Below are 25,150 nucleotides of genomic sequence, written 5' to 3' on the forward strand. Positions count from 1 at the left end.
TCGGCGGCCGGGAGCGGCGAAGCCGGCCCGCAACACCACGACGCACCGGCCGGTGGACACCCCGTGCGCGGCGTGCTTCAGTGGTCCCGTGACCCACGCGGTCCACGCGGACTACCTCGTGGTGGGGGCCGGCGCCACCGGGATGGCGTTCACCGACGCCCTCGTCGACCATGCGCCCGGCGCTCGCGTCGCGATCGTCGACCGACGGCACGGCGTCGGCGGGCACTGGCTCGAGGCCTACCCGTTCGTGCGCCTGCACCAGTCGTCGGCCTTCTACGGGGTCGCGTCGACCCTGCTGGGCGGCGGCCGCCTGCAGGAGCGCGGGCCCGAGGCCGGACTGCAGGAGCGTGCGACGAGGGCCGAGATCTGCGCCTACTACGAGCGCGTGCTGGCCGATCGCCTGCTCGAGTCGGATCGGGTCGAGTTCTTCGCGGGGTGCGAGTACCTCGGCGACCGGACGTTCGCGTCGCGGGTCTCGGGCGAGCGCTACGAGGTGTCCGCGCACTGCCGCATCGTCGACGCGCACCACCTCTCCCCGGTGATCCCGGCCGAGGAGCCGCCGCCGTTCGCGGTCGCCGAGGGCGTCCGGGTCGTGCCCGTCAACGAGCTGGCGCACCTCGACGAGGCGCCGAGCCGGTACGTCATCGTGGGGTCGGGCAAGACCGCGACCGACGCCTGCGTCTGGCTGCTGGCGCGCGGCGTCGATCCCGGCGCGATCTGCTGGATCCGCCCGCGCGACCCGTGGATGCTGAACCGCGCGGTGATCCAGCCCGACCCGGCGATCTTCGTCGGCATGGTCGCCGACCTGATGCGGGCCGCGACGGACGCGGCATCCCTCGACGACCTCTTCGTCCGGTTGGAGGATGCGGGCGTGATGCTGCGGATCGACGCCTCGGTGACGCCCACCATGGCCAAGGCGCCGACGCTCGCGACGTGGGAGCTCGACCTGCTGCGTACCATCGACGACGTCGTGCGCCACGGGCACATCACGGCCGTGGAGCGAGAGCGCATCACGTTCGCGGAGGCGTCGATCGCGATCCCCGACGACGCCCTCGTCGTGCACTGCGCGGGCGATGGGCTGCGGCAGGCGCCGCTCGTGCCGGTCTGGGCGCAGGAGGCGATCACGCTCCAGCCGATCCGGTCGGGGTTCCCGTGCTTCGGCGCGGCCCTCGTCGGCTACGTCGAGGCGACCCGCGACGACGATCCGGAGAAGAACCGGCTGTGCCCGCCGACGCCCTACGGCAACTCGCTCGCCGAGTGGGCGCGGATGACGGTGCTGGGCGCTCGGGCCTCGAGCTCGTTCGGCGCCGAGCCCGACATCAAGGCCTGGGCCGACGGCGTCGCGCTGAATCCCGTGCGCACGCCGCCCGGCGAGCGCGGCGCCCCGCTCGACGAGGCGCTCGATTGCCTGCAGGCGAACCTGGGCTCGGGCATCGCCCGGCTCGCCGAACTGGCGGGCCTGCGGTGAGCCGGCCCACGCCCGGCGCGCCGCGGGCGAAGACGCCGCCGCGCTCGGGTTGGGTCATCGCCGCGCTCTGCACGGGCACCGCGCTCAGCGGGCTGAACTCGGGCATGATCGCGGTGTCGCTCAGCACCCTGCGGAAGGAGTTCGCCGTCGACGTGGCGACGGTGACCTGGGTGATCTCGGTCTTCTACCTCACCTCGGCGGTGCTGCAGCCGCTCATGGGACGACTCGCCGACGAGTACGGGGCCCGTCGCGTGTTCGCGGCGGGCATGGTGATCACGATCATCGCGGGCGCGCTGGGCCCGTTCGCCACGACGTTCGCGTGGCTGTTGGGGGTGCGGATCCTGCTCGGGATCGGCACCGCCACGACCTTCCCGGCCGCGGCCGCCATGCTGCGCGCGATCGCCTCGCGATCGGGCGGATCCGCTCCGAAGATGATCGGGCGCATCCAGCTCATCGACACGAGCGCGGCCGCCGTGGGTCCCGTCATCGGCGGCGTGCTGATCGTGGTCGCCGGCTGGCAGGCGATCTTCTGGATCAACATCCCGCTCGCGGCGATCGCCCTCGTCTGGACGCACCTCCTCGTTCCCCGCGACCCGCAGCGCCCACGCACGCCGGTGTGGACGGTGGTTCGCGACGCCGACGTGCCCGGCATCCTCCTGTTCGTCGTCACGATCGTGGCGCTGCTCGTGTTCCTGCTCGACCTCACGACCGAGCCGAACTGGCTGCTCGTGCCGGTGGTGCTCGCCGCGGGTGCGCTGTTCGCGTGGCGCGAGCTGCGGGCGTCGACGCCGTTCATCGACCTGCGCCTACTCGCCGCGAACGTGGCGCTCATCCGCGTCTACGTGGTGTTCATCCTCGCGAACCTGGTGTTCTACAGCGCGCTGTTCGGCATCCCGCAGTACCTCGAGGACCACGCCGGCTACCGCACCGACGTCATCGGCCTCCTGCTCCTGCCGCTGGCCGCGTTCAACGCGCTCGTGACGCCGTTCGCCGAGAAGCTCATCGATCGGCGAGGTCTGCGCGCGGCATCCGTCATCGGCGCGGCCGCGCTCGCGATCTCGACGCTGTCGCTGCTCGTGCTCGGCGTCTCGACCTCGCCGCTCGTCATCCTCGCCGTCACCGCGATCATCGGCATCCCCTACGTGCTCGTGCTCATCTCGATCACGCAGTCGCTCTACGTCGCCGCGCCGCCCGACCAGGAGGGCCAGGCGGCCGGCCTGTTCCAGACGGCCCGGTCGCTCGGATGCATCGGCTCGACCGTCGTCGTCGGCCTCTCGTTCGCGGGCGGCACGGGTCCGGTCGACTGGATGCTGCTCGCGGCGATCACCGGCGCGCTGGGCGCGCTGTACCTGCTCGTCGTGGTGCTGTGGCGCACGCGTCGTGGGGCGGCACCGGCCGCGCCCGCGGCATCCGCCACCGCCTGAGCGCCGAGCGAGCCCCGCTCGGACGGGAACAGAGCTCGTACGGGAACAGGGCGCGCCCCCACGGAGCGCGCCCTGTCGCCTCGATGCCGGTCAGCAGTGCGTCGCGTCGTTCCCGTCGATCGACGCGAGCAACGACCCCAGGCCGCCGAGGCCGTCGACCCCGAACAGTCGCGCGACGTTGCCGAGGCCGAGACGCGGCTCGTCCTGCGCGCTGCTGTGCGCCCCGAGCCCGCCGTCCGAGCGGGCGGCCTGCGACGACACCACGCCCCAGCAGTTCGTGCCGTCCGCGGGCGCGGCGACGGCGGGGGCGGCGGTGGCGAACGTGGCCGTCAGGGCCAGCGCCCCGGCGATGGCGAGAGTGCGGACATGCATGGGTTCCTCCCATCCTCGTGGGCGGCGTCAGCGCCGCCTGCAGGGAGTTCGGCGCCGCGCGCCCGCCGGATTGCCGCGAGGTCGGATCGCGGCGCGAGGTCGACGCTCAGGCCCCGACTCCCGCGATGCGGTTGGCGGATGCCACGAACGCGGGCCGCACGCGGTCCCACCCGTCGAGGTAGCCGCCGACCATCGCGGCGTCGCGCGCGAGCACGAGCTCGGCCGCGGCGCCCTCGGGATCAGGCGCCTCGGCCGCGGTGAGCAGCTGCTCGAGCGTCGACCGGAACCAGGCGCGATGGTCGGCCACCGCCACGCGCACGCCGCTGTCGGCGTCGGGGTACTCGGCCGCGGCGTTGATGAAGGGGCATCCGCGCGTATGGTGCAGGGCGACGTCGTCGGCGAGGGCCTCGATGACGAGGCCGACGAGCGCCTTCGGCTCGGCCCCGGATGCCTCGGCGGCCTCGAACGCGCCGCGGATGTTCGCATCCTCGACGCCGAGGTACGCCTCGACGAGGTCTTCCTTGCTCGGGAAGTGCCGGTAGAACGTCGCTCGGGTCACCCCTGCTTCGGCGATGATCCGGTCGACGCCGACCGAGTGGATGCCCTCGCGGTAGAAGAGCTCCGACGCCGTGCGCAGGAGTCGTTCGCGGGCGGCGGAGGTGCCGGCTGGGGTCGTTCGAGTGGCCATAGGAAAAATGATAGAACGATCTTTCTCTTTTTGCTTGACATCCGTCGGCGCGGTCGGGTATGTTCGCTACCAGCAAGACAGAACGGTCGTTCTACTTCAAGATCGATCAACCCAGAGCCACCGCCGCCACCCACACGGATTCGCATCACCTCGAAGGAGCAGGAACCATGACCGCCACCGACACCACCAAGGCCACCATCGTCCTCGTCCACGGCCTCTGGATGACCCCGAAGAGCTGGGACACCTGGGCCGAGCGCTTCCGCGCCCAGGGCCACGAGGTCATCGTCCCGGGCTGGCCCGGCATCGACGACCGCAGCGTCGAGGACATCCGCTCCAACCCGGCCGCCCTCAAGGGCGTCGGCCTGCAGCAGATCGCCGACCACTACGAGCGCATCATCCGCGCCCTCCCCCGCAAGCCGATCATCATGGGCCACAGCTTCGGCGGCGTGATCACCCAGATGCTCGCCGACCGCGGCCTCGGCGTCGCCTACGTCGGCGTCGAGCCCGGGCAGACCGCAGGCATCACGACCCTCCCGCTCTCGACGCTCTGGACCGGCACGCCGATCCTCTCGAACCCGTTCGACCGCAACGGCGCCAAGCCGCTGTCGAAGTCGCACTTCCACTTCACGTTCGGCAACGACCTCTCGCGCGCCGAGTCCGACCGCATCTGGGCCGAGCAGGCCGTGAACTCCTACAACCGCGTGTTCTTCGAGGGCGTCGCGTCGACCCTGAACGAGAAGGGCGGCGTGAGCCACGTCGACTACGCCCGCACCGACCGTGCGCCGCTGCTCGTCATCACCGGCGAGATCGACCACGTCGTGCCGCCGGCCATCGGCCGGGCGATCGTGAAGAAGTACCGCTCCACCGGCAGCCCCGCCACCGTGGACTACCAGGAGTTCGCCGGCCGCACGCACCGCATCGTGAGCCAGGACGGCTGGGAGGAAGTGGCCGACTACGCACTCTCGTGGGCGCTCGAGCACGCCGTGGCCCAGCCCGCCGCGGTGACTCCCGCGGCCTGATCCGATCGTCGACGCGCGGACGGCCCGGAGCTCCGGCTCCGCGCCGTCGCCGTGTCGACGGCGGCGCGGGCGCAGCACCCGCGCGCCTTGACAGCGGTGCGGGCCTGGAGGAGGCTCGCACCGAGGCATCCCGGAGCGCATCGCTCACGAGGAGGTGGGGCCGATGGAGGAGCGACCGATCGAGGGCGTCGGCACGGCCGTTGCGGCGTTCGTCGGGCTCGCCCCCGAGGGCCCGATCGACGACCCCCTCGGCATCGACGTCGACGGTTGGGGCACCGACGAGGACGCGATCTGGGGCGCCATTCAGGCCGGATCGCTCCGGCCGGCGCTGCGGAGCTTCTTCGAGAACGGCGGCCGTTCGGCGATCGGCATCCGCGTCGAGGACGCCGGTCTCGGGGGCGTGACCTCGGGGCTCGAGGCGCTCGACCGGGTCGACCTCGTCAACCTGCTCGTGCTGCCCGCCGAGTCGGCGGAGCGGGACGACGCCCTCGCGATCGTCGCCGAGGCGGCGGCGTTCTGCGAGCGCCGGCGCGCGATGCTGCTCGTCGATCCGCCGACGTCGTGGACGGATGCCGCGGCCGTGCGGTCGGCCATGGCCGCGGGCGCCGAGTCGGCGATCGGCACGGCGAGCCCGAACGTCGCGCTCTACCTGCCGCGACTTCGGCGCTCGGATCCGACGCAGGGCGCTCCCTGGGCGTTCGCGCCCGCCCCGGCCGTCGCCGGCGTGATCGCCCGCACCGACCTCGAGCAGGGCGTCTGGTCGGCGCCCGCCGGGACCGACGCTCACCTCCGAGGAGCGGACGGCCTCGAATTCGATCTCGGCTCGCGCGACGCCGAGGCGCTGAACGAGCTCGGCATCAGCACGCTGCGCACGTTCCCGGGGCGTGGGCCGGTCGTCTGGGGCGCTCGCACGCTCGCAGGCGCGGACACCGCGGCCAGCGAGTGGAAGTACGTGCCCGTACGACGCATGGCGCTGTTCCTCGAGGAGAGCATCGAGCGCGGCCTGCGGTGGACGCAGTTCGAGCCGAACGGCGAAGAGCTCTGGGCGGCGGTGCGGAAGTCGGTCGGCGGCTTCCTGCACGGCCTGTTCCGTGCGGGGGCGTTCCACGGCGACACGCCCTCGCGTGCGTACTTCGTCCGGTGCGATCGCGACACCGTCACGCAGGGCGACCTCGACGCCGGCGGGCTCACCGTGCACGTCGGGTTCGCGCCGATCAAGCCCGCCGAGTTCATCGTGCTCCGCATCCGGGCACGCGCGCTGCCGCCGAACGACTGATCGACGCGAGCGGATGCCCCGAGCCCGCGCCGCCGCCCCAGGCGTGACGGATGCCGCGAGCCTGCGTGTCGACGACGGATGCCGCGAGCCCCCGCTCGCGGCATCCGCTGATCTCGATCTCGTCGGTCGCGCCGCTCAGCCCCGCAGCGTCGCGAAGTACGCCCGGATGTCGCCGACCACGACGTCGGGCACCTCGATCGCGGCGTAGTGTCCGCCCTCGTCGAAGCGGCTCCAGTGCACGACGTTCGAGTTGTCGCGCTCGGCGAAGACCCGGATCGTCTGGAAGTCGTCCTTGAAGATCGCCACGCCGGTGGGCGCGGCGTTGACCTTCGAGTCGGCATCGACGCGGGCGTTCTCGAGGTAGCTGCGGCTCATGCCCGCGGCCGCGTTCGCGAACCAGTTCACGGTCACCTCGGTGAGGATCCGGTCGAGGGGCACGAGCGCGGTGCCGTTGCCGAACGAGTTGAACAGCTCGCTGTACGCGAGCAGCGCCACGGGCGAGTCGCTGAGCCCCACGGCGACGGTCTGCGGCCGGCTCGCGTTCATGGTGTTGTAGCCGCCGACGGTCTGGAACCACTGCAGGAACTCGAGCGCCGCGTAGTCCTGCGGCTCGAGCCGCTCGAACTCCGTCGGGTCGCCGGAAGGGAAGGAGAACAGCTGCAGCACGTGCAGGCCGAGGAAGCCGTCGGGGTTCAGCAGGCCGAGCTCCCGGGCGACGAGCGCGCCGTTGTCGGAGCCGTGGATGCCGTACTCGGTGTAGCCGAGGCGGTGCATGAGCTCGTCGTAGGCGCGGGCGACTCGGGCCATCGTCCAGCCCGCCTCTGAGACGGGGTTCGAGAAGCCGTAGCCCGGGGCATCCGGGACCACGACGTCGAAGGCGTCCTCGGCACGCCCGCCGTGCGCGACCGGGTCGACGAGCGGTCCGATCATGTCGAGGTAGTCGACCGACGACCCCGGGTACGTGTGCGCCAGGATCAGCGGCGTCGCGCCCTCGTGCGGCGAGCGCACGTGGATGAAGTGGATGGGCTGCCCCTCGATCTCGGTCATGAAGTGCGGCACGGCGTTGATGCGGGCCTCCTCGGCGCGCCAGTCGTAGGTCGTGCGCCACTGCTCGACCGCGTCGCGGAGGTAGGAGTTCGGGGTGCCGTAGCTCCAGTCGTCGCCGGGCGCCGGCTGCGGCAGGCGCGTGCGGGCGAGGCGGTCCATGAGGTCGTCGAGGTCGGCCTGGTCGACCTCGATCGCGAACGGGCGGATGTCGGTGGTTGCGGTGTTCGTGGTGTTCGTCATGTCTCCGACGCTACGGGCGAATGAGGAACGTTCGGTTCCTAATTGCTCGAATTCGTCGTCGCGCCCGCGCCCGAGCCGTCGAAGCGCCCCACTCAGCCCGGGTATCCCTGGGTGACCTCGTCCTTGTGCGCCGCGAACGCCGCGAGCACCTCGCCCTTCTCCTGCTCGGGCACGCCGACGGCATCGAGCGTGCGGCCCAGCTCCGCGGCCACCTCGTCGAACTCGTCGGGCGAGATGTGGAGCCGGCGATGCGCCTCCTCGAGGCCGAGCACGGTGCTCCCCGGGACGGTCGCCGTGTACTCGAACGGCCCGCCCGCGACGTTGCACACCCAGAGGGTGCGCATGAACTTCAGGCCGGGGAGCCGGCCCAGGTTCTGGGTGTGCCATTCCCTGAGGGCGGGGTTGTTCGACTGCTGGCCGACGATCGGATTCCGGACGACTGCATCGCTGAAGTGGTCGACCACGGCGGCGATCGCGAACACGCCGCCGAGGCGTTCGTAGAGGCTCTGCTCGGACATGGCTGATCTCCTTCGATCGAGTGCCACGGAAACCGCGCGCGTCCTGGCGCGATTTCTATAATTCACTGTTGTTGAATATACAGCTCGATTCGTGCGGCGTCCATGGTTCTTCGAACGGATGCAGCGAGCCGCCGGGCAGAATTGACGGCATGTCCGACACGGCCGCGCGACTGCTCGCGATGCTGTCGCTGCTGCAGGCCCGACCCGACTGGACGGGCACCGAGCTGGCCGAGCGGCTCGGGGTCTCGACCCGCACTGTCCGCACCGACATCGACCGCCTGCGCGAGCTCGGATACCCCGTCGACGCGAGGCGCGGCGCGGCCGGCGGCTACCGGTTGGGCGCGGGCGGCAAGCTCCCGCCGCTCCTGCTCGACGACGAGGAGGCGGTCGCCGTCGCGATCGGGCTGCGCGAGGCGACCGGGATCGCGGGCATCGAGGAGTCGAGCGCCCGCGCCCTCGCGAAGCTCGAGCAGGTGCTGCCGTCGCACCTGCGTCCCACGGTGGCCGCGATCGGCGCGGTGGTCGACCGCGCGCCCGAGAACATCGGCACGGATGCCCCCGACCCCGAGGTCGACCACGCCGTGCTCGCCGCGGTGGCCGCCGCCATCCGCGACGTGGAATGGCTGCGCTTCGACGACCGCGGCACGCCCCGGCTGGTCGAGCCGTATCGGCTGCTGAGTTGGCAGCGGCGCTGGTACCTGGTCGCGCGCGACCCACGGTCGGGAGAGTGGGGCGTCTACCGCGCCGACTGGATCGAGCCGCGGATGCCGACCCGCCGCCGGTTCGAGCCCAGCCCGCTGCCCGGCGGCGACTACACCGCGTTCGTGATGCGCTCGATCGCGATGAGCGGGTGGAACGTGCACGCGCGCTTCCGCGTCGCGGCATCCGCCGAAGCCGTGATCGCGCGCATCAATCCGACCGTAGGCGTCGTGGAGGCGGTGTCCGACGACGAGTCGGTGCTCGTCACCGGTGCGGACTCGCTCGACACCATCGCGGCGTACATCGGCATGCTGAACATGGACTTCACCGTCGAGTCGCCGCCCGAGCTCGCGCCGCTGCTGCGCACCTACGCGGAACGCTACACGCGGGCGGCCGACGGTGGGAGGCTGGACGCATGACGACGACCATCGAACGGCACGTCGACATCGCCGCCTCGCCCGAGTCGGTGTTCGACCTCGTCAGCGACCTGCACGGTTATGGACGCTGGCTCGCGTCGTCGGGCGACTACGAGGGCACGAGTGAGATCTCGCCGCCGCCCGTCGCCGTCGGCACCACCTACGTCGAGCACAGCCGCCGGGGTGTGCGCCACGGCATGGTCATCGCCGTCGCGCAGCCCGACGTCATCGCCTTCCGGCAGCCGATGAGGCTGCGTCCGCGCCTGGCGGGCACGATCGACAGCACCGTGACGATGTCCGTGTCGGCGACCGCGAAGGGCGCGCGCGTGACCCGCACGGTCGAGCTCGGGATCCCGCGGCGCATCGGATTCCTGCGGTCGGTCGTCGTCGGGCGCTACGCGCGCGAGAGCGAGCGGATGCTCGAGGCGTTGAAGCGGCACGCCGAGGGGGCTTCGGGGGCCTAGGAGGAGCGGAAGGAGCATCCGTGACCGAGACCAGGACCATGACCGGGACCGGAGCCGGGACGACCGACTGGCCGACCGCCGAGTTGCACGTGCACCTCGAGGGCACGATGGAGGTCGAGCTGCTCGTCGAGCTCGCGCGCCGCAACGGCGTCGCCCTGCCCACGTACGACCCCGACGTGCTGCGCGAGTCGTACGCGTTCGCCGACCTGCAGGCGTTCCTCGACCGCTTGTACGCGAACCTGCTTGTGCTGCGCACCGAGCAGGACTTCCACGACCTCGCGAGCGCCTACCTCCGCCGGGCGCACCGGGCGAACGTGCGCCGGGCCGAGATGTTCTTCGACCCGCAGACGCACCTCGGCAACGGTCTGCCGTTCGAGGCCGTGATCGGCGGCCTGGCGTCGGCGCTCGACGAGGCACGGCGCGAGCTCGGCATGTCGGTCGCGCTCATCCCCTGCCTCCTGCGCGAGCGCGGGGCGGATGCCGCGATGGACATGCTCGACGTGATCATGCCGTTCCGCGAGCACTACGTCGCCCTGGGCATGGTGTCGACCGAGGTCGGATACCCGCCGCCCTTGTTCGCCGGCGTGTACGCCCGTGCCGCGGCCGAGGGCCTGCACCTGGTCGCCCACGCGGGCGAGGAGGGCCCGCCCGAGTACGTGCGCGACGCGGTCGACGTGCTGCATGTCGAGCGGATCGACCACGGCAACCGGTCGATGGAGGATCCGGAGCTCGTGCGACGGCTCGCCGAGCTGCGGATGCCGCTCACGGTCTGCCCCCTGTCGAACGTGGCGCTCGGCACGGCACCGCGCGAGCTGTCGCGGCATCCGCTGCCCGAGATGATGGCCGCCGGACTCGTCGTGACCGTCAACAGCGACGACCCCGCCTACTTCGGCGGCTACATCGACGACAACTACCGCGCGATCGCCGCGGCCCTGCCACTGGATGCCGCCGCGCTCGCGACCCTCGCCCGGAACTCGTTCGCGGCCAGCTTCGCCGAGCCCGGTGAGAAGGCCACGTGGATCGCAGAGGTCGACGCGGTGCTGGCGGGGGCTGCGAGCACCGCGGGCTGACGGATGGCACCGATCGGGCACCGAGTCCGGGACATCCGGTCACCGCTCGTTCTACCGGACGTCACCGCATCGGCCTAGCGTGAGGGGATCAGTCGCGAACGCCGAAGATGCCGAAGGAGAGGGCATGTCCACGAGACGCCGCACCACCGCCGCACTGACCGCCACCGCCACCCTGATCGGAGCCGTAGCCGTCACGGCGCTGGCCGGTCCGGCCGCAGCGGCCCCGCCCGACGGGGCCGGACCCACCGAGCTGCGGGTGGCGACCTACAACCTCTCGCTGAACCGCAACGCCCCCGGGCAGCTCGTCGCCGATCTCTCGACCACCACGAACGCCCAGGCGAAGACGGTCGCCGAGGTCATCCAGCGGGCGAACCCCGACATCGTGCTGCTGAACGAGTTCGACTACGTGCCGGACAACCAGGCCGTGAACCTGTTCCGCGACAACTACCTCGAGCTGTCGCAGGGCGGCGCCGACCCGGTCGAGTACCCGTACGCGTTCGTGGCCGAGTCGAACACGGGCATCGCGAGCGGCTTCGACCTCAACAACAACGGCCAGACGGTCACCACGCCGCTCGCCCCGGGCTACGGCGACGACGCGTTCGGCTTCGGCGCCTTCCCGGGCCAGTTCGGCATGGCCGTGCTCTCGAAGTACCCGATCGACACCGATGCGGTGCGCACGTTCCAGAAGTTCCTGTGGAAGGACATGCCCGGAGCGCTGCTGCCCGACGACCCGAACACCGCGGCCCCGGCCGACTGGTACTCGCCCGCCGAGCTCGGCGTGTTCCGCCTCTCGAGCAAGTCGCACTGGGATGTCCCGGTCGACGTGAACGGTCGCACCGTGCACGTGCTCGCGTCGCACCCGACCCCGCCGACCTTCGACGGCGCCGAGGACCGCAACGGCCTCCGCAACCACGACGAGATCCGCTTCTGGGCCGACTACGTCACGCCCGGCACCGCGTCCGGCTACATCTACGATGACGACGGCGGCACCGGCGGCCTGAAGCCGGGCTCGTCGTTCGTGATCCTCGGCGACCAGAACGCCGACCCGCTCGACGGCGACTCCGTGGATGCCGCGATCGACCAGCTGCTCGCCCACCCGCGCATCACCGACCCGCTGCCGACGTCGGATGGCGCCGTCGAGGCGGCGACGCTCCAGGGCGGCGCGAACCTCACGCACGAGGGCGACCCGGCCTTCGACACGGCCGACTTCAATGACAACCCCGCGCCCGGCAACCTGCGCGCCGACTACGTGCTGCCGTCGCGCGACCTGCGCGTGCTCGACGCGCAGGTGTTCTGGCCGCTGACGACGGACCCGCTGTATCGGCTCACAGGTGCATTCCCGTTCCCGTCGAGCGACCACCGGCTCGTGTGGGTGGACCTGCGGGTGCACTCGTAGGGGCGTGCCGCAGGGTTGACGTGACGGATGCCGCGAGCCGGTCGGGCTCGCGGCATCCGTGTGTCGGCGCCCACGCCTTCGACCGTCGAGCCGTGCTTCTTCTCTTCTGCGCTTCTCTCCTGGCCGACTCGTGCTGGCTCCGCTCACCACCCTCCAGGCTCCCATCCACCTGCTCCCATCCACCACCCTCCAGGCTCCCATCCACCTGCTCCCATCCCCCTCCCTTCACTTGTCCTCCACAGGTCGATTCCGGCAGTGGTTATTCACAGGCTGATCTGGGCTTTTCAATGAGCTTGAATGTCGGAGGGTGCCTGCATGATGGTCCTATGACCGGCACCTGCGACACCCTCCACGAGGTGCGGTCGCGGCTGCTCGATGCGCTCTCGTTCGACGCGCCGGCCGGTTGGGCCGACGACGAACTCCTCGCCAACGCGGGCGCGCTCGAGGCGCTGGGTCGGGTCGTCGACGCGCACCGGGTCGCGGTCGCCGGTGAGATCGCGGAGCGTTCCCGGATCGAGCTCGGCGACCAACGCCTCTCGACGCGGAAAGGGTGCCGGTCCGCGGTCGAACTGCTGGAGCGGGTCACCCAGGTGTCCGGGTTCGAGGCACGACGACGCATCACGCTCGGGTCGGCGACGCGGGTGCGCGACGGGTTCGCGGGCGAACCCGGTGAGGCTCGCTTCCCGGCGATCGCCTCCGCTCTGGCGTCGGGTGACGTCGGGGCGGATGCCGCGGCCGCGATCATCCGCGAACTCGACCGCACGCGCCCCTACGCCGACCCGACCCGGCTCGCCGCGGCCGAACAGGCTCTCGTCGATGAGGCGACCGGGTCCGGTGATCGGTCGCCGGTGCGATGCACCGCAGACGAGGTACGCGTGCAGGCGCAGGCGTGGGCGATGTTCCTCGATCCCGACGGCGCCGAACCGAACGATGAGCGGGCGATGCGCCGTCGCGGGTTCCGGATCGGCCGCACCGCACGAGACGGGCTGATCCCGGTCACCGGTGAACTCATGCCAGAAGTCGCCGCGAAGCTCACCCGCCTGTTCGACGCGCATCTCTCACCACGCGTCGGCGGGGCATTCCAGAGCGATGAGGATCACGCTCGGGCGGCGGAATCCGGGGAGGACCGCACTCCCGACCAGCAACGCCACGACGTGCTCGCCGCGATCGTCGACACCGCCGCCCGCTCCGGGGAACACCCCACCATCGGCGGCGCCGCCCCAACGGTGCTGGTCAGCGTCCGCGCGTCAGACCTCGCCTCCGGGCGTGGAGTCGCGCACGCCGACGGCATCGACACTCCGATCTCGCTGCGTGCGGCCCGGCACATGATCTGCACCGGCGGCACCCAGACGATCGCCTTCGACGACACCGGTCGGATCATCCGACTGGGCTCACCCGAACGCTGCTTCACCGCCCACCAGCGCCGGGCGATCATCCTCCGCGACGGCGGCTGCATCATTCCCGGCTGCACCATCCCCGCCGCGTGGACCGAGATCCACCACGTCACCGCCCATACCGACGGCGGACCGACTCATCCCGACAACGGCGTCCTACTCTGCTGGTTCCACCATCGCACCATCGATACCTCCGGTTGGATCATCCGGATGGCCCGCGGCGTGCCGTATGTCCGACCACCCCGATGGCTCGACCCGACCGGCACGTGGCGCCCCAGCACCAAGTCCCCCACCCGACTCGCCGACCAGCGCGAGCGACCATCCACGGTGCCGGCTGCGTGACCCGGGCCGGCACCTCACCTCGACACATCATCTCGGCGCCAGAAGCGTTCGCGTTGCACCGCCGCGCGTGCGTGCTGCCGCGCCGCGCCGCGCCCCTCAGCTCCCGCCGAGCCCCACCCGGTCGGGCACCGCACCGACGACGCGCGGCAACCACGACTCGACATCGGGCCACGCGCGACCGGTCGGCAGATGCCGCAGCAGCTTGGCGAGCGAGTCGTCGGCGGCCGGCCACGGGATCACCCGCGTCGGCGACTCGGCGGCGAGCACGCCAAGCCACCAGTGCTTCCACGTCACCGCCAGGTGCTCGGGCTGCAGGACCACGTAGTAGTCGGGCACGTTCATGGCGTGCCGGCCCGCGGCCTCGAGCGCACGATCGATCTCGAGCTCGAGCACTCCGTAGGTGGACTGGTCGTCGAAGAACTCCACCCAGGCATTCGCGACGTGGGCCAGCGGATCATGGTCGTGCACGACGTACGGCGCCGCGGTCGACGCGGACCAGCGCGCCACGTCGTCATCGGATGCCTCGTCGAAGACGGCGGCCCGAACGTTCGCGTACCGCTCGAGCGCATGGATGGCCGACGTCGCCTCGTCACCGACGACGACCAGTGTGGTGCTGGCCGGTGCCTCCATTTCCGCATCATACGTCCGCCGCAGGCGGGCACAGGGAGCCATGCGTTCGTTTCGCGGAGACCGTCACACGACCGTGACCGGCCCGACACGTCCCGCCCTCGGCGTCACCGGATCCGGAGCACGACGTTCCCGCGCTTGTGCCCGCCGTCGACGTACCGGTGCGCCTCGGCGACATCCTCGAGGTCGTACGCACGATCGATCACGGGCCGGAACTCCCCCGACTCCGCGAGCCGCATGAGTGCGGCGAAGTCCTCATGGCTCACGGGCGTTCCCGCCGTCGTCACGAGCGTGCCGCTCCGCCGCGTGTCGCGCTTCGCGCGCAGCATCCCGCGCAGCCCGGTCACCACGAGCAGCAGGGCTCCGCCGGGCTTCAGCGAGTGCTCGACGCGGTCGAACGGCGCGTTGCCGACGCACTCGACGATCACGTCGTACGTCGAGCCGTCGCTCGCGAAGTCCGCCGCCCGGTAGTCGATCACCCGGTCGGCGCCGAGCGAGGTGACGAGGTCCGCGTTCCCGGCGCTCGTGACCGCGGTGACCCGAGCGCCGCGGAGTGCCGCGAGCTGCACGGCCGCCGTGCCCACGGCACCGGATGCCCCGTTCACGAGCACCTCGGTGCCTGGTCCGATGTCGACCATCCCGAGATACGCCAGCGCGGTGTGACCCCCGAAGACCAGGGCGACGGCCTCCTCCCACGACAGGTTCGCCGGCTTGCGCGCGATCGCCTTCGACATCGGCACCCGCGCGTACTCCGCGTGTCCGCCGAAGTCGCCTCCGAGCATGGCGACCACCTCGTCGCCGGGCGCGAAGCCCTCGACGTCGTCGCCGACCGCCTCGACGACGCCTGCGACGTCCATGCCGAGCACGGGCTTGCGCGGCCGGAACACGCCGAGCGCGACCGGGATCATGATCCCCAGGCCCTCGGGAAGGTCGCGGCTCCGCATCCGGTGATCGGCGATGCTCACCGTGCTGGCATGCACGCGCACGAGCAGCTCGTCGGCCCTCGGTTCCGGCCGCCGCACCTGCTCGACCCGAACGACCTCGGGTCCGCCGAACCGGCGTGCGACTGCGGCCCGCATCGTCGTGGTCGCCGACTTCGTCATGGTGTCCATCTCGAACCCTCCGTTGCCTTACGTTGTAAGTCTTACGTTGTAAGGTAGCGTGGAATCGAGGAAATGTCGAGAGGTCGGACGCCGGATGTCCCGAAGACTCATACGGTGGCACCAGGACCCCGACGAAGCACGGAAGCCGCACGATCGACGAAACGCTCGTACGGTGGACGAGACGCTCGCACGGATGACGCGAGGAAGGAGGCGACCATGACCTCGACGACGCAGCAGGCGGGGCGCCGCACGCCCCTCTCCCGCGAGCGCGTTCTCCGCGCCGCCGTCGATCTCGCCGACACCGAGGGCATCGACGCGCTCACCGTGCGCCGGCTCGCCGAGACGCTCGGCGTCGAGGCGATGTCGCTCTACTACCACGTGCCCAACAAGGAGGCGATCCTCGACGGCATCGTCGACCTCGTGTTCACCGAGATCGAGGGCGAGGTCGGCGGCTTCCTGGTCCCCGAGACGGATGCCGCGTGGCACGACGCCCTGCGCACCCGGATCCTGGGCGCGCGACGCGTGATGCTGCGGCATCCGTGGGCCCCCGCCCTGCTCGACAGCCGCAGCGGACTCGCACCCACGACCGCCCGCTACGTCGACTCCGTGGTCGGCACGCTGCGCTCGGGCGGGCTGTCGTACGACCTGATCCACCACGCGATGCACGCGCTCGGCAGCCGCATGTTCGGGTTCTCGCAGGAGCTCGGCGAGGACGACGACTCCGGCGACGACGCCGACCTGGCGCAGCTGGCCGCGATGGTGCCGCATCTCGCGGCGATGCTCGCGGTCGTGCGCCACGACGATCCCGACTCCACGCTCGGATGGTGCGACGACCAGTACGAGTTCGAGTTCGGGCTCGACCTCATCCTCGACGGGCTGGCGCGCAAGCGCGCACTCGAGGCGAAGGCCTCCGCGACCTCGACAGCGGGAACACCCGCCGAGGACTCGCGAACCTAGCTCGCGACGCCGAGCCGGGCATCCGCCTCGGCCATCGCCGCCTCAACCACGCCGAAGACCTCGCCGGCGGGCGCGCCGCCGACCGTGACGACGCCCCACGCGTCGTCGAACCGCACGAACGACGACGACGCGTTGTCGAGCCGCGGATAGTGCCGGGCGTCGTGACCCGAGATCTCAGCGAGGGTGAAACGGATGAGGGTGCCGTGCGCGACCGCGAGCACGCGAGCACCGGGATGATCCACCGCGATGCGATCGAGCCCGCGGATGCCACGGGGCCCCACCTCCGCGTCGGGCTCCATGTCGGCGAAGTCGCGCAGGGGCCAGCGCACGTCGAGCTCCGAGACGAGCGTGCCCTCCGCCTCGCCGAAGTCCTGCTCGATGAGCTCGTCGTAGGCCCCGCCGACGGGCAGGTCGAGCTCGCCCGCGATGATCGCGGCGGTCTCGCGGGCCCGGTCGAGCGGCGAGCTGACGACGACGTCCCACGGCTCGGCGGCGAGCGGAGCGGCCGCAGCGAGCGCCTGCGCACGACCGGTGTCGTTCAGCGGGATGTCGGTGCGCCCCTGCATGCGGCCGGCGAGGTTCCAGTCGGTCTGTCCGTGGCGGATGAGGGCGAGCAGCACGCGTTCCAGCCTAGGCGGTGCCGGGTCGACGGTGTCCGAGGGTCTCCAAGCGGCGCCTCGACCCCCGGCCGCACCCGGCCCCGTGCGAGCACTGAGGAAATCTCATGCTGCGCACGGATGCGTCATCCGTGGCGGTCCCGCAGCCTTGTACCCACGCTCCGACCACGGAGCCGATCCCATCATCACCTTCCCCTGCACGACCCCCGTGGAGCACGATCATGAACCTCAGCGAGCACTTCCAGGTCTTCGAATTGCGACGGGCCGACGAGCAACGCCTCCAGCGCGACCTCGAGCGCCGCCGCGTCATCGCGGAGCGCCTCGCCGAGACCGGCGAGGCCGGCAACGGCGTCACGGATGCCGCGCGCCCGCGTCGCGGAATCCGCCAGCTGCTGCCCCGCCGCCTGCGCCCGGTCATGCCGGCCAGGCCCGCGGTCGGCGGCGCCGTGTGACCGACGGCGTCGCGCTCCCGCCACCACCACTACCAGCACGACTCAGGGAGATGGGCCGCATGCCGGCCTGAAGGGCGGCCTCGGCGCACTTCTCCTTCCGTCAGGGCTGCTGCGGCCAGCCGATGAGCGGCATCGCGATCGGCGCCGCGACGCCGAGCACCACCACGAGGCCGTCGCCGAACGGATCTTCGAGGCCGTCGGTGGGGATCTCGTCCCAGTTGTTCGCGAGCCAGACGTTGCCGGACCCGTCGACCTGCACGCCGGTGTTCCGCTGGAGTCCGTCGAACGCGAAGCCGGTGCCGGCCGGCGAGATGGGCGCGCCGACCTCGCCCGACGGGCACGTGGCCGGATTCGCGCCGCACAGGTACGACAGGCGCTGCTGCCCGAAGTTCGCGACCCACACGTTGTCGTCGCCGTCCACCGCGATGCCCCACGGGATCGTCATGCCTGCGCCCTCGAACTGCTGGATCGACCCGTCGGGCCCGACGAGCGAGACGCTGCCCTCCAGTCCCGGCCCCGGCGCCTCGAGGTCCTCACCAGGCGCGCACGGGATGTTGACCACGCCGGAATTCGCCACCCACACGTTCCCGAGGCCGTCGCTCGCCACGCCGAGCGGATGGTCGAACGTCGTCGAGTCGCCGAACGGCGAGCCGGACACCTGCTCCCCGTCGGTCGTGAAGGCGAAGATCTCATGGCCTTCGTTCGCGGTCACCCAGACCGTGCCCGTCGTGCTCTGCGCGACGTCGAACGCCCGCCGGATGACGACCGGATGCCCTTCGGCGTGGGCCATGAACGCCCGGGTGTGATCGCCGTCGGGGTAGATCACCGCCGAGTCGTTGCCGCAGCTCGCGGTCCAGATGTCGCCATCGACGTCGGACACGATGCCCTGCGGCCAGGAGATCGGCCCGTCGAGGTAGCCGAGGGGACCCGAGATCGCCTGCCCGTCGGCGGTGAACTCGGACACGCTGTTCGACGTGGGCGGCGGACCCGCGCACTCGGAGCCCGTGAAGCCGAAGTTGCTCGCCCACACGTGCGCCCGGGTGTCGATGGAGATGCCGAAGCCGGAGCCGTTGAGGCCGCCGCCCGTGAACGTGTCGACGTTCCGGTGCTTCGAGTACGGATCCAGGCGGAACAGGTCCAGCCCCGGGCACACCTTCTTCGCCAGCTTCGACCAGGTGGCGTTCTGGTTCGTCCAGACCTTGCCCTCGGCGTCGAACGCGACATTGCCGGGGCCCTTGAACTGGTGCCCGTTCCCGTAGAAGCGCAGTGCCACGATCCACGCCGCCGGCGCGTCGGTGCGCACGGGCGTGAACCGCGGGTTCGCCGGCACCTGCGCGAACACGCCGCCGGGGTCGCCCGAGGGATTCGCGGGCAGCAGCGTCATGGCCTCCCAGGTGGTGTCGGGTCGGATGCCCCACGCGTCGGTCGCGGCGTCGAGGAATGCCGCGCAGTCGTTCGTCCCCGCCACGCAGCCTGCGATGATGCTCGCGAGCGAGTTGACGGTCGGCAGCGTCTCGGTCGCCGGGCCGTTCGGCGCCTCGAGCAGGAACCGGGACGCGGCGCCCGTCGAGACGTCGACGAGGTTGCGCGGCATGAGCGCGGCGTTCTGCAGCCCCGGCGACGCGCCTCCCACGACGCCGTCCACGGCGAACTGCGCGAGCGACGTGCCCGCCGCGACCGTCGACAGCTCGTCGATGACGACGCCGCCCTTGCGCAGGTCGCCGAGCGACGCGGCGAGCTCGACCGTGGCGGGCATCGCCGAGCCGCGCATGGTGCCGCCCCGCGCCGTCGCGTAGAGCACGGCGTCGTCGTCGATCGCGTTGCGCAGGCGCAGGTCGACCGAGCCCGAGGCATCCGTCACCGCGGTCGTGACGAGCGTCGCCTCGCCCGGCGCGTCGCCCGCCGCGTACAGCCGCACGGTCGACCCACGCACGGGCGAGCCGTCGGCGACGACCGAGGCGCGGATGGCAGGACCGACGCCGCCCGGCGCCGCCGGCGCTGCGGCCGGAGCACCCGGCACGGCGAGCGCCGATGTCGGCGGCACGAGCATCGCTCCGACGGCCGCCGCCGCGGCCACGAGCAGGGTCATCCGGCGCACGCGACGCGACATGGCGTCCTCCCCCCGGCCCCGGCACGTCGTCGCCACGGGCGCAGCGATCCGCAGGGTACGCCGATGCGCCGGCGGCGGTCAGCCCCAATCCGGGTGAGGATCGCTCGCCTTGCGGTGGTCGCCATGACGCAGCCGCGAGGATGCCGCGAGGTCGCTGTCAACCACGTCACGCACCCCTCGGCGCTGCGTAGGCTGGGGCGGGTGAAGGTCGTCAGCTACAACCTCAGGAAGCACCGCGCGGTCAACGAGCTCGCTGCGCTCGACGAGCGGTACTCGCCCGACTTCATCTGCCTGCAGGAGTGCGACACGAACGACCTCCCGCAGCACATCGGCCACCTCGAGCTGGCGAGCTCGACGAGCGGCAACCGGCTCGGCCTCGCGGTGTACTACCGGCCCGACCGCTACGAGTTCCGAATCGTGCGCAGCTTCGCGCTGAAGAAGTCGCTGCACGACCACCTGCTGCGCCCGGCCCACGAGCGGCTCGTCGGCGTGCGCCTGCACGACCTCGAGCACGACCGCGAGGTCGTCGTCGCGTCGTTCCACGCGGCGCCGCTCACGGCCCTGAACTCGCTGCGCCGCCACCAGATCAAGTCCGCGCTGGCGCAGCTGCAGATCCTGGGACCCAACCTGCCCACGCTCATGGTCGGCGACTACAACTACCCGGTCTTCAAGGACAACCTCGCCGAGAAGGTGCGCGAGGTCGGCTACGAGCTCACGCTGAGCGACGCGCGCACGTACACGCGATACAAGTTCTTCCGCGGCCACTTCGACCTCGCGACCTCCGTCGGGCTCGACATCCGCAGCGTCGAGACGCTCCCTCGTGGATCGAGCGATCACCTGCCGATCCTCGTCGACACCGACTACGCGGGCGCCGTGGTGCAGCCCGAGGACGTCGTCATCTGAGGCATCCGCCGACCTGCGGCATCCGTCGATCGCGGTGACGGATGCCGCTGACGCGCCCCGACCCGCCGAAGCCGCCGCTCCTCAGACGCCGATCGTGAGGGCCGCCGTGTACCCGTTCGCCACCGACCCCGACATGGTCGCGATCTGGTGGATGCCGCCGTCGTCGCCGAACACGTTGTCGCTCGCGAGGCTCACCTGCGAGGCGTTCCGCACGCTCTGCTCGTAGCCCGACGTGGCGTAGACGAGGTCGTTGACCTCCTGCGGCAGCGCGATCTGCGAGGTCTTCACGATCGGGCCCGACGCGACCGCGTTCGCGACATCCGAGTACACCTCGAAGTGGATGTGCGGCCAGCGTCCCGTGTAGCACGCCGGGTAGATCGAGCTGAATCGCACGGTGCCGGTTGAGTCGGTCTCCTGCACGCCGCGCAGGTAGTTCTCGTTCGCGAGCCCGTTCGAGTACAGCGAGTAACCGCCCTCGCGGTCGCAGTGCCAGAGGTAGACGCCGGCGCCGACGAGCGCGCTGCCCGTCGCGGCATCCCGCACCGTGAGGGCGATCGTGAGCGGCACGCCCTGGGCGACCGTGGTCGACGAGCCGAAGCTCGAGCGGATGTCGCTGCGCACGATGCCCGAGTCGTCGAGCACGTTGACGCCGTTCGAGCCGTCGCCGGGGTACGGTCCGCCGGTCTCGTCGGGCACCTCGGTGACGGGTCCGGTGCTCCCCGAGCCGGTCGAAGGGGCCTCGGCCGACGCCGAGGCGCTCGGCGTGCCGGCGTCCGTGGCGGTCGCGCTCGCGGTCGACGAGGTGTCCGGGCCGGCGCACGCCGCGAGCAGCGCGGTCGCGCCGATGCCGCCGAAGATGCCGAGGGCGCGGCGTCGGTCGACCAACGTGCGGATGTCGTAGACGAGTCCGCGGTGGTCCTCGTCGATCTCGTTGCCGTGCTCGTCGATCCAGCGGGGGTCGGTGGCCATGGGTCGCTCCTTCCGGGGTGGAGTCCCACCTTCGGGGCCGGCTCCAGCAGGCCGCTGTGCGTCGCCCATGCGTTCCCTCTGAGTGCAGGTGCAGCTTCCTGTGAGTGGCCGACCCGCCCTCGACGTCGTCGGGGGTCGTGACTAGCGTGGCACCGGGGGAAGGAGCACACCATGGGCATTCTCGCCGTCGACCTCTTCATCACCCTCGACGGGATCTACCAGGCGCCCGGCGGCCCCGACGAGGACCGCGAGGGCGGCTTCGAGTACGGCGGCTGGCAGGGGGCGTACTTCGACGACGAGTCGGGCGCCGTGATCGGGGCCGGCATCGACCGCATCGACGCGCTCCTGCTCGGACGCAAGACCTACCACATCTTCGCCGGCTTCTGGCCCCGGCAGGGCGCGGACGATCCCATCGCGTCGCGGTTCAACGCCGTGCCGAAGTTCGTCGCCTCGCACACGCTCACCGATCCGTCGTGGGCCGGCACCACGGTGATCACGGATGTCGCGAACGAGGTGCGTGCCGTCAAGGAGCGCTTCGACGAGATCCACGTGATCGGCAGCGGCGACCTCGTCGGCTCGCTGCTCGAGGCGAACCTGGTCGACCGACTCAACCTCTACGTGTATCCGCTCACGCTCGGCACCGGGAAGCGCCTCTTCGACCGCGGCACGATCCCGGCGGCGTTCTCGCTCGTGCAGCAGCCGATCGCGTTCCCGAAGGGCGCGATCGCCCTCGTCTACGAGCACACGGGCGAGCCGGTCACGGGCATCGACATCTCCGAGCTGGAGTAGGCGCGTCAGCCCGCCCGCCAGTACCCGCAGAACGTCACGTCGCCCTTCGCCACCCCGCGCTCGTTCACGAGGTGACGCCGCGTCCCCGTCGCGAGCTTCGACTCCCCCGCCGCGAACGCGTTCACGCGACCCTCGGGGAATGCGAGCTCGCGCAGGTGCTCGAGCGCCGTGCGGCCGACCGGGGCATCCGGCTCGCGGACGATCCAGTGCACGTCGACGCCCTCGGGCGCCTCGACGTGCTGGCGGTCGTCGAGGTCGGCGAGCTCCACGAGCGCGTGGCCGCGGGCGTCGCGGGGCAGGTCGCGCAGGATCCCGGCGACCGCGGGCAGCGCGCTCTCGTCGCCGACGAGCAGCGTCCAGTCGGCCTCGACGTCACGGTAGCCGCAGCCCTGGTCGATGAGGCCGACGGATGCCCCGACGGGCAGTCTCCCGGCCCACGGCCCGGCCACTCCGTCATCGCCGTGCACGACGAAGTCGACGTCGAGCTCGAGGTCGTCGGCGCGGAACTCGCGCACGGTGTAATTGCGGATCACCGGACGCGTCGCGCGCGGCAGCGTGAGGTACCGCAGGTAGCCGGCCATGTCGAACGTGTCGGCGAGGTTGTCGAATCGGGTGTCGTCCGAGGTCGGCACCGCGAGCCGGAACCACTGGTCGAACCCGAGGTGTCGCCACGCCCGCAGCCCGTCGCCCGCGAGCGTCAGCCGCACGAAGTTCGGCGAGATGCGGACGGCGTTCACGACCTCGGCCGTGACGACGCCGGTCTCGGCGTGGGTGACGACGATGTTGCTGCTGGCGGCCACGGATCCTCCGGTCGAGTCAGGTAAGGCTAACCTTACCCGTTGTTCGCCGCGGCGCAACGCGGAGCTCGCACACGGGCGCGCGGCATCCGAACTGCATGAGATTCCGTCCGATGGCTTCCTCTGGAAAGCCATCGACCGGAATCTCATGCATTTCCACCGCGAACGCCGGCGGACGGGCGTCCCGCCCCCGCGGCATCCGCTGCTCAGATCTCGGTGTGCCCCAGCTCGGGGCCCGCGAGCGTGCGCAGCACCGGCTCGGCGATCGCCTCGAACTCGAGCAGCGCCACCTCGTTGCGCCCGGCGCGCGTCACCGGCGCGGGGACGATGAGCGTGCGCTGCGGCCCACGCCGCCAGTAGCGGCCGAGCAGGAAGCCGTTCACCCACACGAGGCCCTTGCCCCAGTGCAGCGTGTCGAGGAACAGGTCGGCGGGTTCGTCGAGCTCGAACTCGCCCCACGCGAGGGTCGGACCGGCGGCGAATCCGTCTGGGCGACCGTGCGCGGCCAGCTCGGGCACGCGGTCGAGGTCGACCGGGCGCACCGACCAGTCGGCGAGCTCGACGCTGTCGAGCGCCACCCCGCCGATGAGGCCCTTGTGCTCGCCGAGACGCGGGCCGTAGTTCACGCGACCCTGGTCCTCGACGACGATCACGAGCTCGCCGCGCGCGTCGGGCAGCACGACCGCGCGCTCATGCGCGTCGCGCGACATGACGCCCACCGGGACGCCGTCGAGCAGCACCCAGGCGCGGTCGCGCACCTCCTCGCCGACCGTGAGCACGCCGACGCCGCCGCGCGTGAGCCGCGTCGCGAAGAGCACGACGCCGCGGTCGTGCCCGAGCTCGTCGAAGGTCGGGATCCGCTCGTGGCGCGACTCGTCGCCGAGTCGGGCGGCGACCTCGAGCAGCGCCGGGCCCACACGCAGCGGTGCCACGACCTCGGGCGCCGCAGGGCGCGGCTCAGGCACCTCGTCGGGCACGACCGCGTACTTCGCGATCACGTCGCGGAACGCCCAGTACTTCTCGGTCGGATGCCCCGCCTCGTCGAGCGGCGCGTCGTAGTCGTAGCTCGTGGTGATCGGCGCGTAACGTCCCTTGTCGTTCGCGCCGCTCGTGAGCCCGAAGTTGGTGCCGCCGTGGAACATGTAGACGTTCACGGACCCGCCCGCCGCGAGCAGCGCGTCGAGCTCGGCGGCGGATGCCGCGGCATCCGTCGTGTGGTGGTGCGACCCCCAGTCGTCGAACCAGCCGCACCAGAACTCCATGCACATGAGCGGGCCGGTGGGCTGGAACTCTCGGAGCGTCTCGAGCCGCTCGGGCACGCGGGAGCCGAACGAGCCCGTGAGGTGCAGACCGGGCAGGCTGCCGTCGGCGAGCATCTGCGGGGTCGGCTGGTCGATCGTCGTGAGGGGTACGGAGATGCCGGCGTCGCGGGTGACCCGCACGAGCTCGGCGAGGTAGGCCTTGTCACTGCCGTAGGCGCCGTACTCGTTCTCGATCTGCACGAGGATGACCGGTCCGCCGTCGTCGACCTGGAGCGGCGTGACGATCTCGTACACCCGACGGAGATAGTCGCTGACGGCCGCGACGTAGTGCGGCTCCGACCGGCGCACGCCGACCTCGGGGTCGCGGAACAACCACGCGGGCAGCCCGCCGTTGTCCCACTCGGCGCAGATGTACGGGCCCGGTCGCACGATCGCGTGCATGCCCTCGGCCGCGACGAGGTCGAGGAAGCGCCCGAGGTCGAGGTCGCCGTCGGCGCGCCACTCCCCGCGATGCGGCTCGTGCTGGTTCCACGCGACGTACGTCTCGATCGCGTTGAGGCCCATGAGCCGCGCCTTGCGGATGCGGTCGGCCCACAGGTCGGGGTGCACGCGGAAGTAGTGCAGCGCGCCCGCGAGGATGCGGTGCGGCCGGCCGTCGAGCTCGAAGTCGGTCGTGCCGATGGCGAAGCGGCTCACGCGGCGTCCTCCGTTCGGGTGGTGGTGGTGATGAT

24 protein-coding genes are annotated in these 25,150 nt (G+C 71.5%); 13 read left to right on the top strand and 11 right to left on the bottom strand.

Translation table 11 applies throughout. The annotated features are described in order from the left end of the window. Positions 1-88: 88 nt before the first annotated feature. Together ACWEOH_RS03365 and ACWEOH_RS03370 are read left to right on the top strand one after the other, a co-directional pair. Positions 89-1,468, top strand: a complete 1,380-nt coding sequence (locus ACWEOH_RS03365; protein WP_452028238.1) for an NAD(P)-binding protein — start codon at positions 89-91, stop codon at positions 1,466-1,468. Beyond that, positions 1,465-2,892: an MFS transporter gene (locus ACWEOH_RS03370; RefSeq protein ID WP_452028240.1), complete on the top strand. Its 1,428-nt coding sequence runs from the start codon at positions 1,465-1,467 to the stop codon at positions 2,890-2,892. Before ACWEOH_RS03365 ends, ACWEOH_RS03370 begins: the two co-directional genes overlap by 4 nt. A gap of 90 nt (positions 2,893-2,982) precedes the next feature. Here ACWEOH_RS03370 and ACWEOH_RS03375 read toward each other — a convergent pair whose 3' ends face one another. After that, the gene (locus tag ACWEOH_RS03375) at positions 2,983-3,264 is read right to left on the bottom strand and encodes a hypothetical protein (protein ID WP_148732244.1); all 282 of its coding nucleotides are present in this window, start codon (positions 3,262-3,264) and stop codon (positions 2,983-2,985) included. Positions 3,265-3,370: 106 nt separating this feature from the next. Beyond that, on the bottom strand, positions 3,371-3,952 hold the full coding sequence (locus tag ACWEOH_RS03380; protein WP_452028242.1) for a TetR/AcrR family transcriptional regulator: 582 nt from the start codon (positions 3,950-3,952) through the stop codon (positions 3,371-3,373). Between the two features lie 167 nt (positions 3,953-4,119). Between ACWEOH_RS03380 and ACWEOH_RS03385 the strand changes: the two genes are divergently transcribed. Both ACWEOH_RS03385 and ACWEOH_RS03390 read left to right on the top strand, forming a co-directional pair. Then, on the top strand, positions 4,120-4,971 hold the full coding sequence (locus ACWEOH_RS03385; RefSeq protein ID WP_452028244.1) for an alpha/beta hydrolase: 852 nt from the start codon (positions 4,120-4,122) through the stop codon (positions 4,969-4,971). Between the two features lie 163 nt (positions 4,972-5,134). Further along, positions 5,135-6,247, top strand: coding sequence for a phage tail sheath family protein (locus ACWEOH_RS03390; RefSeq protein WP_452028246.1), 1,113 nt, complete (start codon positions 5,135-5,137; stop codon positions 6,245-6,247). 135 nt (positions 6,248-6,382) lie between these two features. On the opposite strand, the gene ACWEOH_RS03395 is transcribed toward ACWEOH_RS03390, so the two are convergent. Together ACWEOH_RS03395 and ACWEOH_RS03400 are read right to left on the bottom strand one after the other, a co-directional pair. Further along, positions 6,383-7,534, bottom strand: coding sequence for an epoxide hydrolase family protein (locus ACWEOH_RS03395; RefSeq protein WP_452028248.1), 1,152 nt, complete (start codon positions 7,532-7,534; stop codon positions 6,383-6,385). Between the two features lie 92 nt (positions 7,535-7,626). Beyond that, positions 7,627-8,052 (bottom strand): group I truncated hemoglobin, encoded by a 426-nt coding sequence (locus ACWEOH_RS03400; protein WP_452028250.1) that lies wholly within the window; start codon positions 8,050-8,052, stop codon positions 7,627-7,629. A 149-nt stretch (positions 8,053-8,201) separates the two neighbouring features. On the opposite strand from ACWEOH_RS03400, the gene ACWEOH_RS03405 reads away from it, so the two are divergent. The 5 genes from ACWEOH_RS03405 (at position 8,202) to ACWEOH_RS03425 (ending at position 13,833) form a co-directional block, all read left to right on the top strand. Next, positions 8,202-9,170, top strand: coding sequence for a helix-turn-helix transcriptional regulator (locus ACWEOH_RS03405; protein WP_452028252.1), 969 nt, complete (start codon positions 8,202-8,204; stop codon positions 9,168-9,170). Further along, complete coding sequence (locus ACWEOH_RS03410; protein ID WP_452028254.1) at positions 9,167-9,631, top strand: SRPBCC family protein; 465 nt, start codon at positions 9,167-9,169, stop codon at positions 9,629-9,631. The genes ACWEOH_RS03405 and ACWEOH_RS03410 overlap by 4 nt, the downstream gene beginning before the upstream one ends. Before the next feature lie 20 nt (positions 9,632-9,651). Then, positions 9,652-10,701 (top strand): adenosine deaminase, encoded by a 1,050-nt coding sequence (locus ACWEOH_RS03415; RefSeq protein ID WP_452028256.1) that lies wholly within the window; start codon positions 9,652-9,654, stop codon positions 10,699-10,701. Positions 10,702-10,825: 124 nt separating this feature from the next. Further along, on the top strand, positions 10,826-12,097 hold the full coding sequence (locus ACWEOH_RS03420) for an endonuclease/exonuclease/phosphatase family protein (protein ID WP_452028258.1): 1,272 nt from the start codon (positions 10,826-10,828) through the stop codon (positions 12,095-12,097). 92 nt (positions 12,098-12,189) lie between these two features. Continuing rightward, a complete protein-coding gene (locus tag ACWEOH_RS03425; RefSeq protein ID WP_452028260.1) occupies positions 12,190-13,833 on the top strand; it encodes a DUF222 domain-containing protein in 1,644 nt (547 codons plus the stop codon). A gap of 96 nt (positions 13,834-13,929) precedes the next feature. Here ACWEOH_RS03425 and ACWEOH_RS03430 read toward each other — a convergent pair whose 3' ends face one another. Then, positions 13,930-14,463 (bottom strand): hypothetical protein, encoded by a 534-nt coding sequence (locus ACWEOH_RS03430; RefSeq protein ID WP_148732254.1) that lies wholly within the window; start codon positions 14,461-14,463, stop codon positions 13,930-13,932. A gap of 104 nt (positions 14,464-14,567) precedes the next feature. Next, a complete protein-coding gene (locus ACWEOH_RS03435; RefSeq protein ID WP_452028263.1) occupies positions 14,568-15,572 on the bottom strand; it encodes an NAD(P)-dependent alcohol dehydrogenase in 1,005 nt (334 codons plus the stop codon). Between the two features lie 207 nt (positions 15,573-15,779). Between ACWEOH_RS03435 and ACWEOH_RS03440 the strand changes: the two genes are divergently transcribed. After that, complete coding sequence (locus tag ACWEOH_RS03440; RefSeq protein ID WP_452028265.1) at positions 15,780-16,520, top strand: TetR/AcrR family transcriptional regulator C-terminal domain-containing protein; 741 nt, start codon at positions 15,780-15,782, stop codon at positions 16,518-16,520. Here the strand turns inward: ACWEOH_RS03440 and ACWEOH_RS03445 are convergent. Then, positions 16,517-17,140: a histidine phosphatase family protein gene (locus ACWEOH_RS03445; protein ID WP_452028267.1), complete on the bottom strand. Its 624-nt coding sequence runs from the start codon at positions 17,138-17,140 to the stop codon at positions 16,517-16,519. The genes ACWEOH_RS03440 and ACWEOH_RS03445 overlap by 4 nt on opposite strands. Positions 17,141-17,358: 218 nt before the next feature. Here ACWEOH_RS03445 and ACWEOH_RS03450 point away from each other — a divergent pair, with 218 nt between their 5' ends. Then, the gene (locus tag ACWEOH_RS03450; RefSeq protein ID WP_452028268.1) at positions 17,359-17,589 is read left to right on the top strand and encodes a hypothetical protein; all 231 of its coding nucleotides are present in this window, start codon (positions 17,359-17,361) and stop codon (positions 17,587-17,589) included. A 100-nt stretch (positions 17,590-17,689) separates the two neighbouring features. Here ACWEOH_RS03450 and ACWEOH_RS03455 read toward each other — a convergent pair whose 3' ends face one another. Beyond that, positions 17,690-19,699, bottom strand: a complete 2,010-nt coding sequence (locus tag ACWEOH_RS03455; RefSeq protein ID WP_452028270.1) for a hypothetical protein — start codon at positions 19,697-19,699, stop codon at positions 17,690-17,692. Between the two features lie 201 nt (positions 19,700-19,900). Between ACWEOH_RS03455 and ACWEOH_RS03460 the strand changes: the two genes are divergently transcribed. Further along, positions 19,901-20,602: an endonuclease/exonuclease/phosphatase family protein gene (locus tag ACWEOH_RS03460; RefSeq protein WP_452028272.1), complete on the top strand. Its 702-nt coding sequence runs from the start codon at positions 19,901-19,903 to the stop codon at positions 20,600-20,602. 81 nt (positions 20,603-20,683) lie between these two features. On the opposite strand, the gene ACWEOH_RS03465 is transcribed toward ACWEOH_RS03460, so the two are convergent. Continuing rightward, positions 20,684-21,571 (bottom strand): intradiol ring-cleavage dioxygenase, encoded by an 888-nt coding sequence (locus ACWEOH_RS03465; RefSeq protein WP_452028274.1) that lies wholly within the window; start codon positions 21,569-21,571, stop codon positions 20,684-20,686. Between the two features lie 171 nt (positions 21,572-21,742). Between ACWEOH_RS03465 and ACWEOH_RS03470 the strand changes: the two genes are divergently transcribed. After that, the gene (locus ACWEOH_RS03470) at positions 21,743-22,360 is read left to right on the top strand and encodes a dihydrofolate reductase family protein (protein ID WP_452028276.1); all 618 of its coding nucleotides are present in this window, start codon (positions 21,743-21,745) and stop codon (positions 22,358-22,360) included. Between the two features lie 5 nt (positions 22,361-22,365). Here ACWEOH_RS03470 and ACWEOH_RS03475 read toward each other — a convergent pair whose 3' ends face one another. Both ACWEOH_RS03475 and ACWEOH_RS03480 read right to left on the bottom strand, forming a co-directional pair. Next, positions 22,366-23,160, bottom strand: coding sequence for a siderophore-interacting protein (locus ACWEOH_RS03475; RefSeq protein ID WP_452028278.1), 795 nt, complete (start codon positions 23,158-23,160; stop codon positions 22,366-22,368). Positions 23,161-23,363: 203 nt separating this feature from the next. Further along, positions 23,364-25,115 carry a glycoside hydrolase family 35 protein gene (locus tag ACWEOH_RS03480; protein WP_452028280.1) on the bottom strand — a complete coding sequence of 584 codons (1,752 nt, stop codon included), beginning with the start codon at positions 25,113-25,115 and terminating at the stop codon, positions 23,364-23,366. Positions 25,116-25,150 lie beyond the last annotated feature (35 nt).

Source organism: Agromyces sp. NPDC004153 (assembly GCF_053603635.1).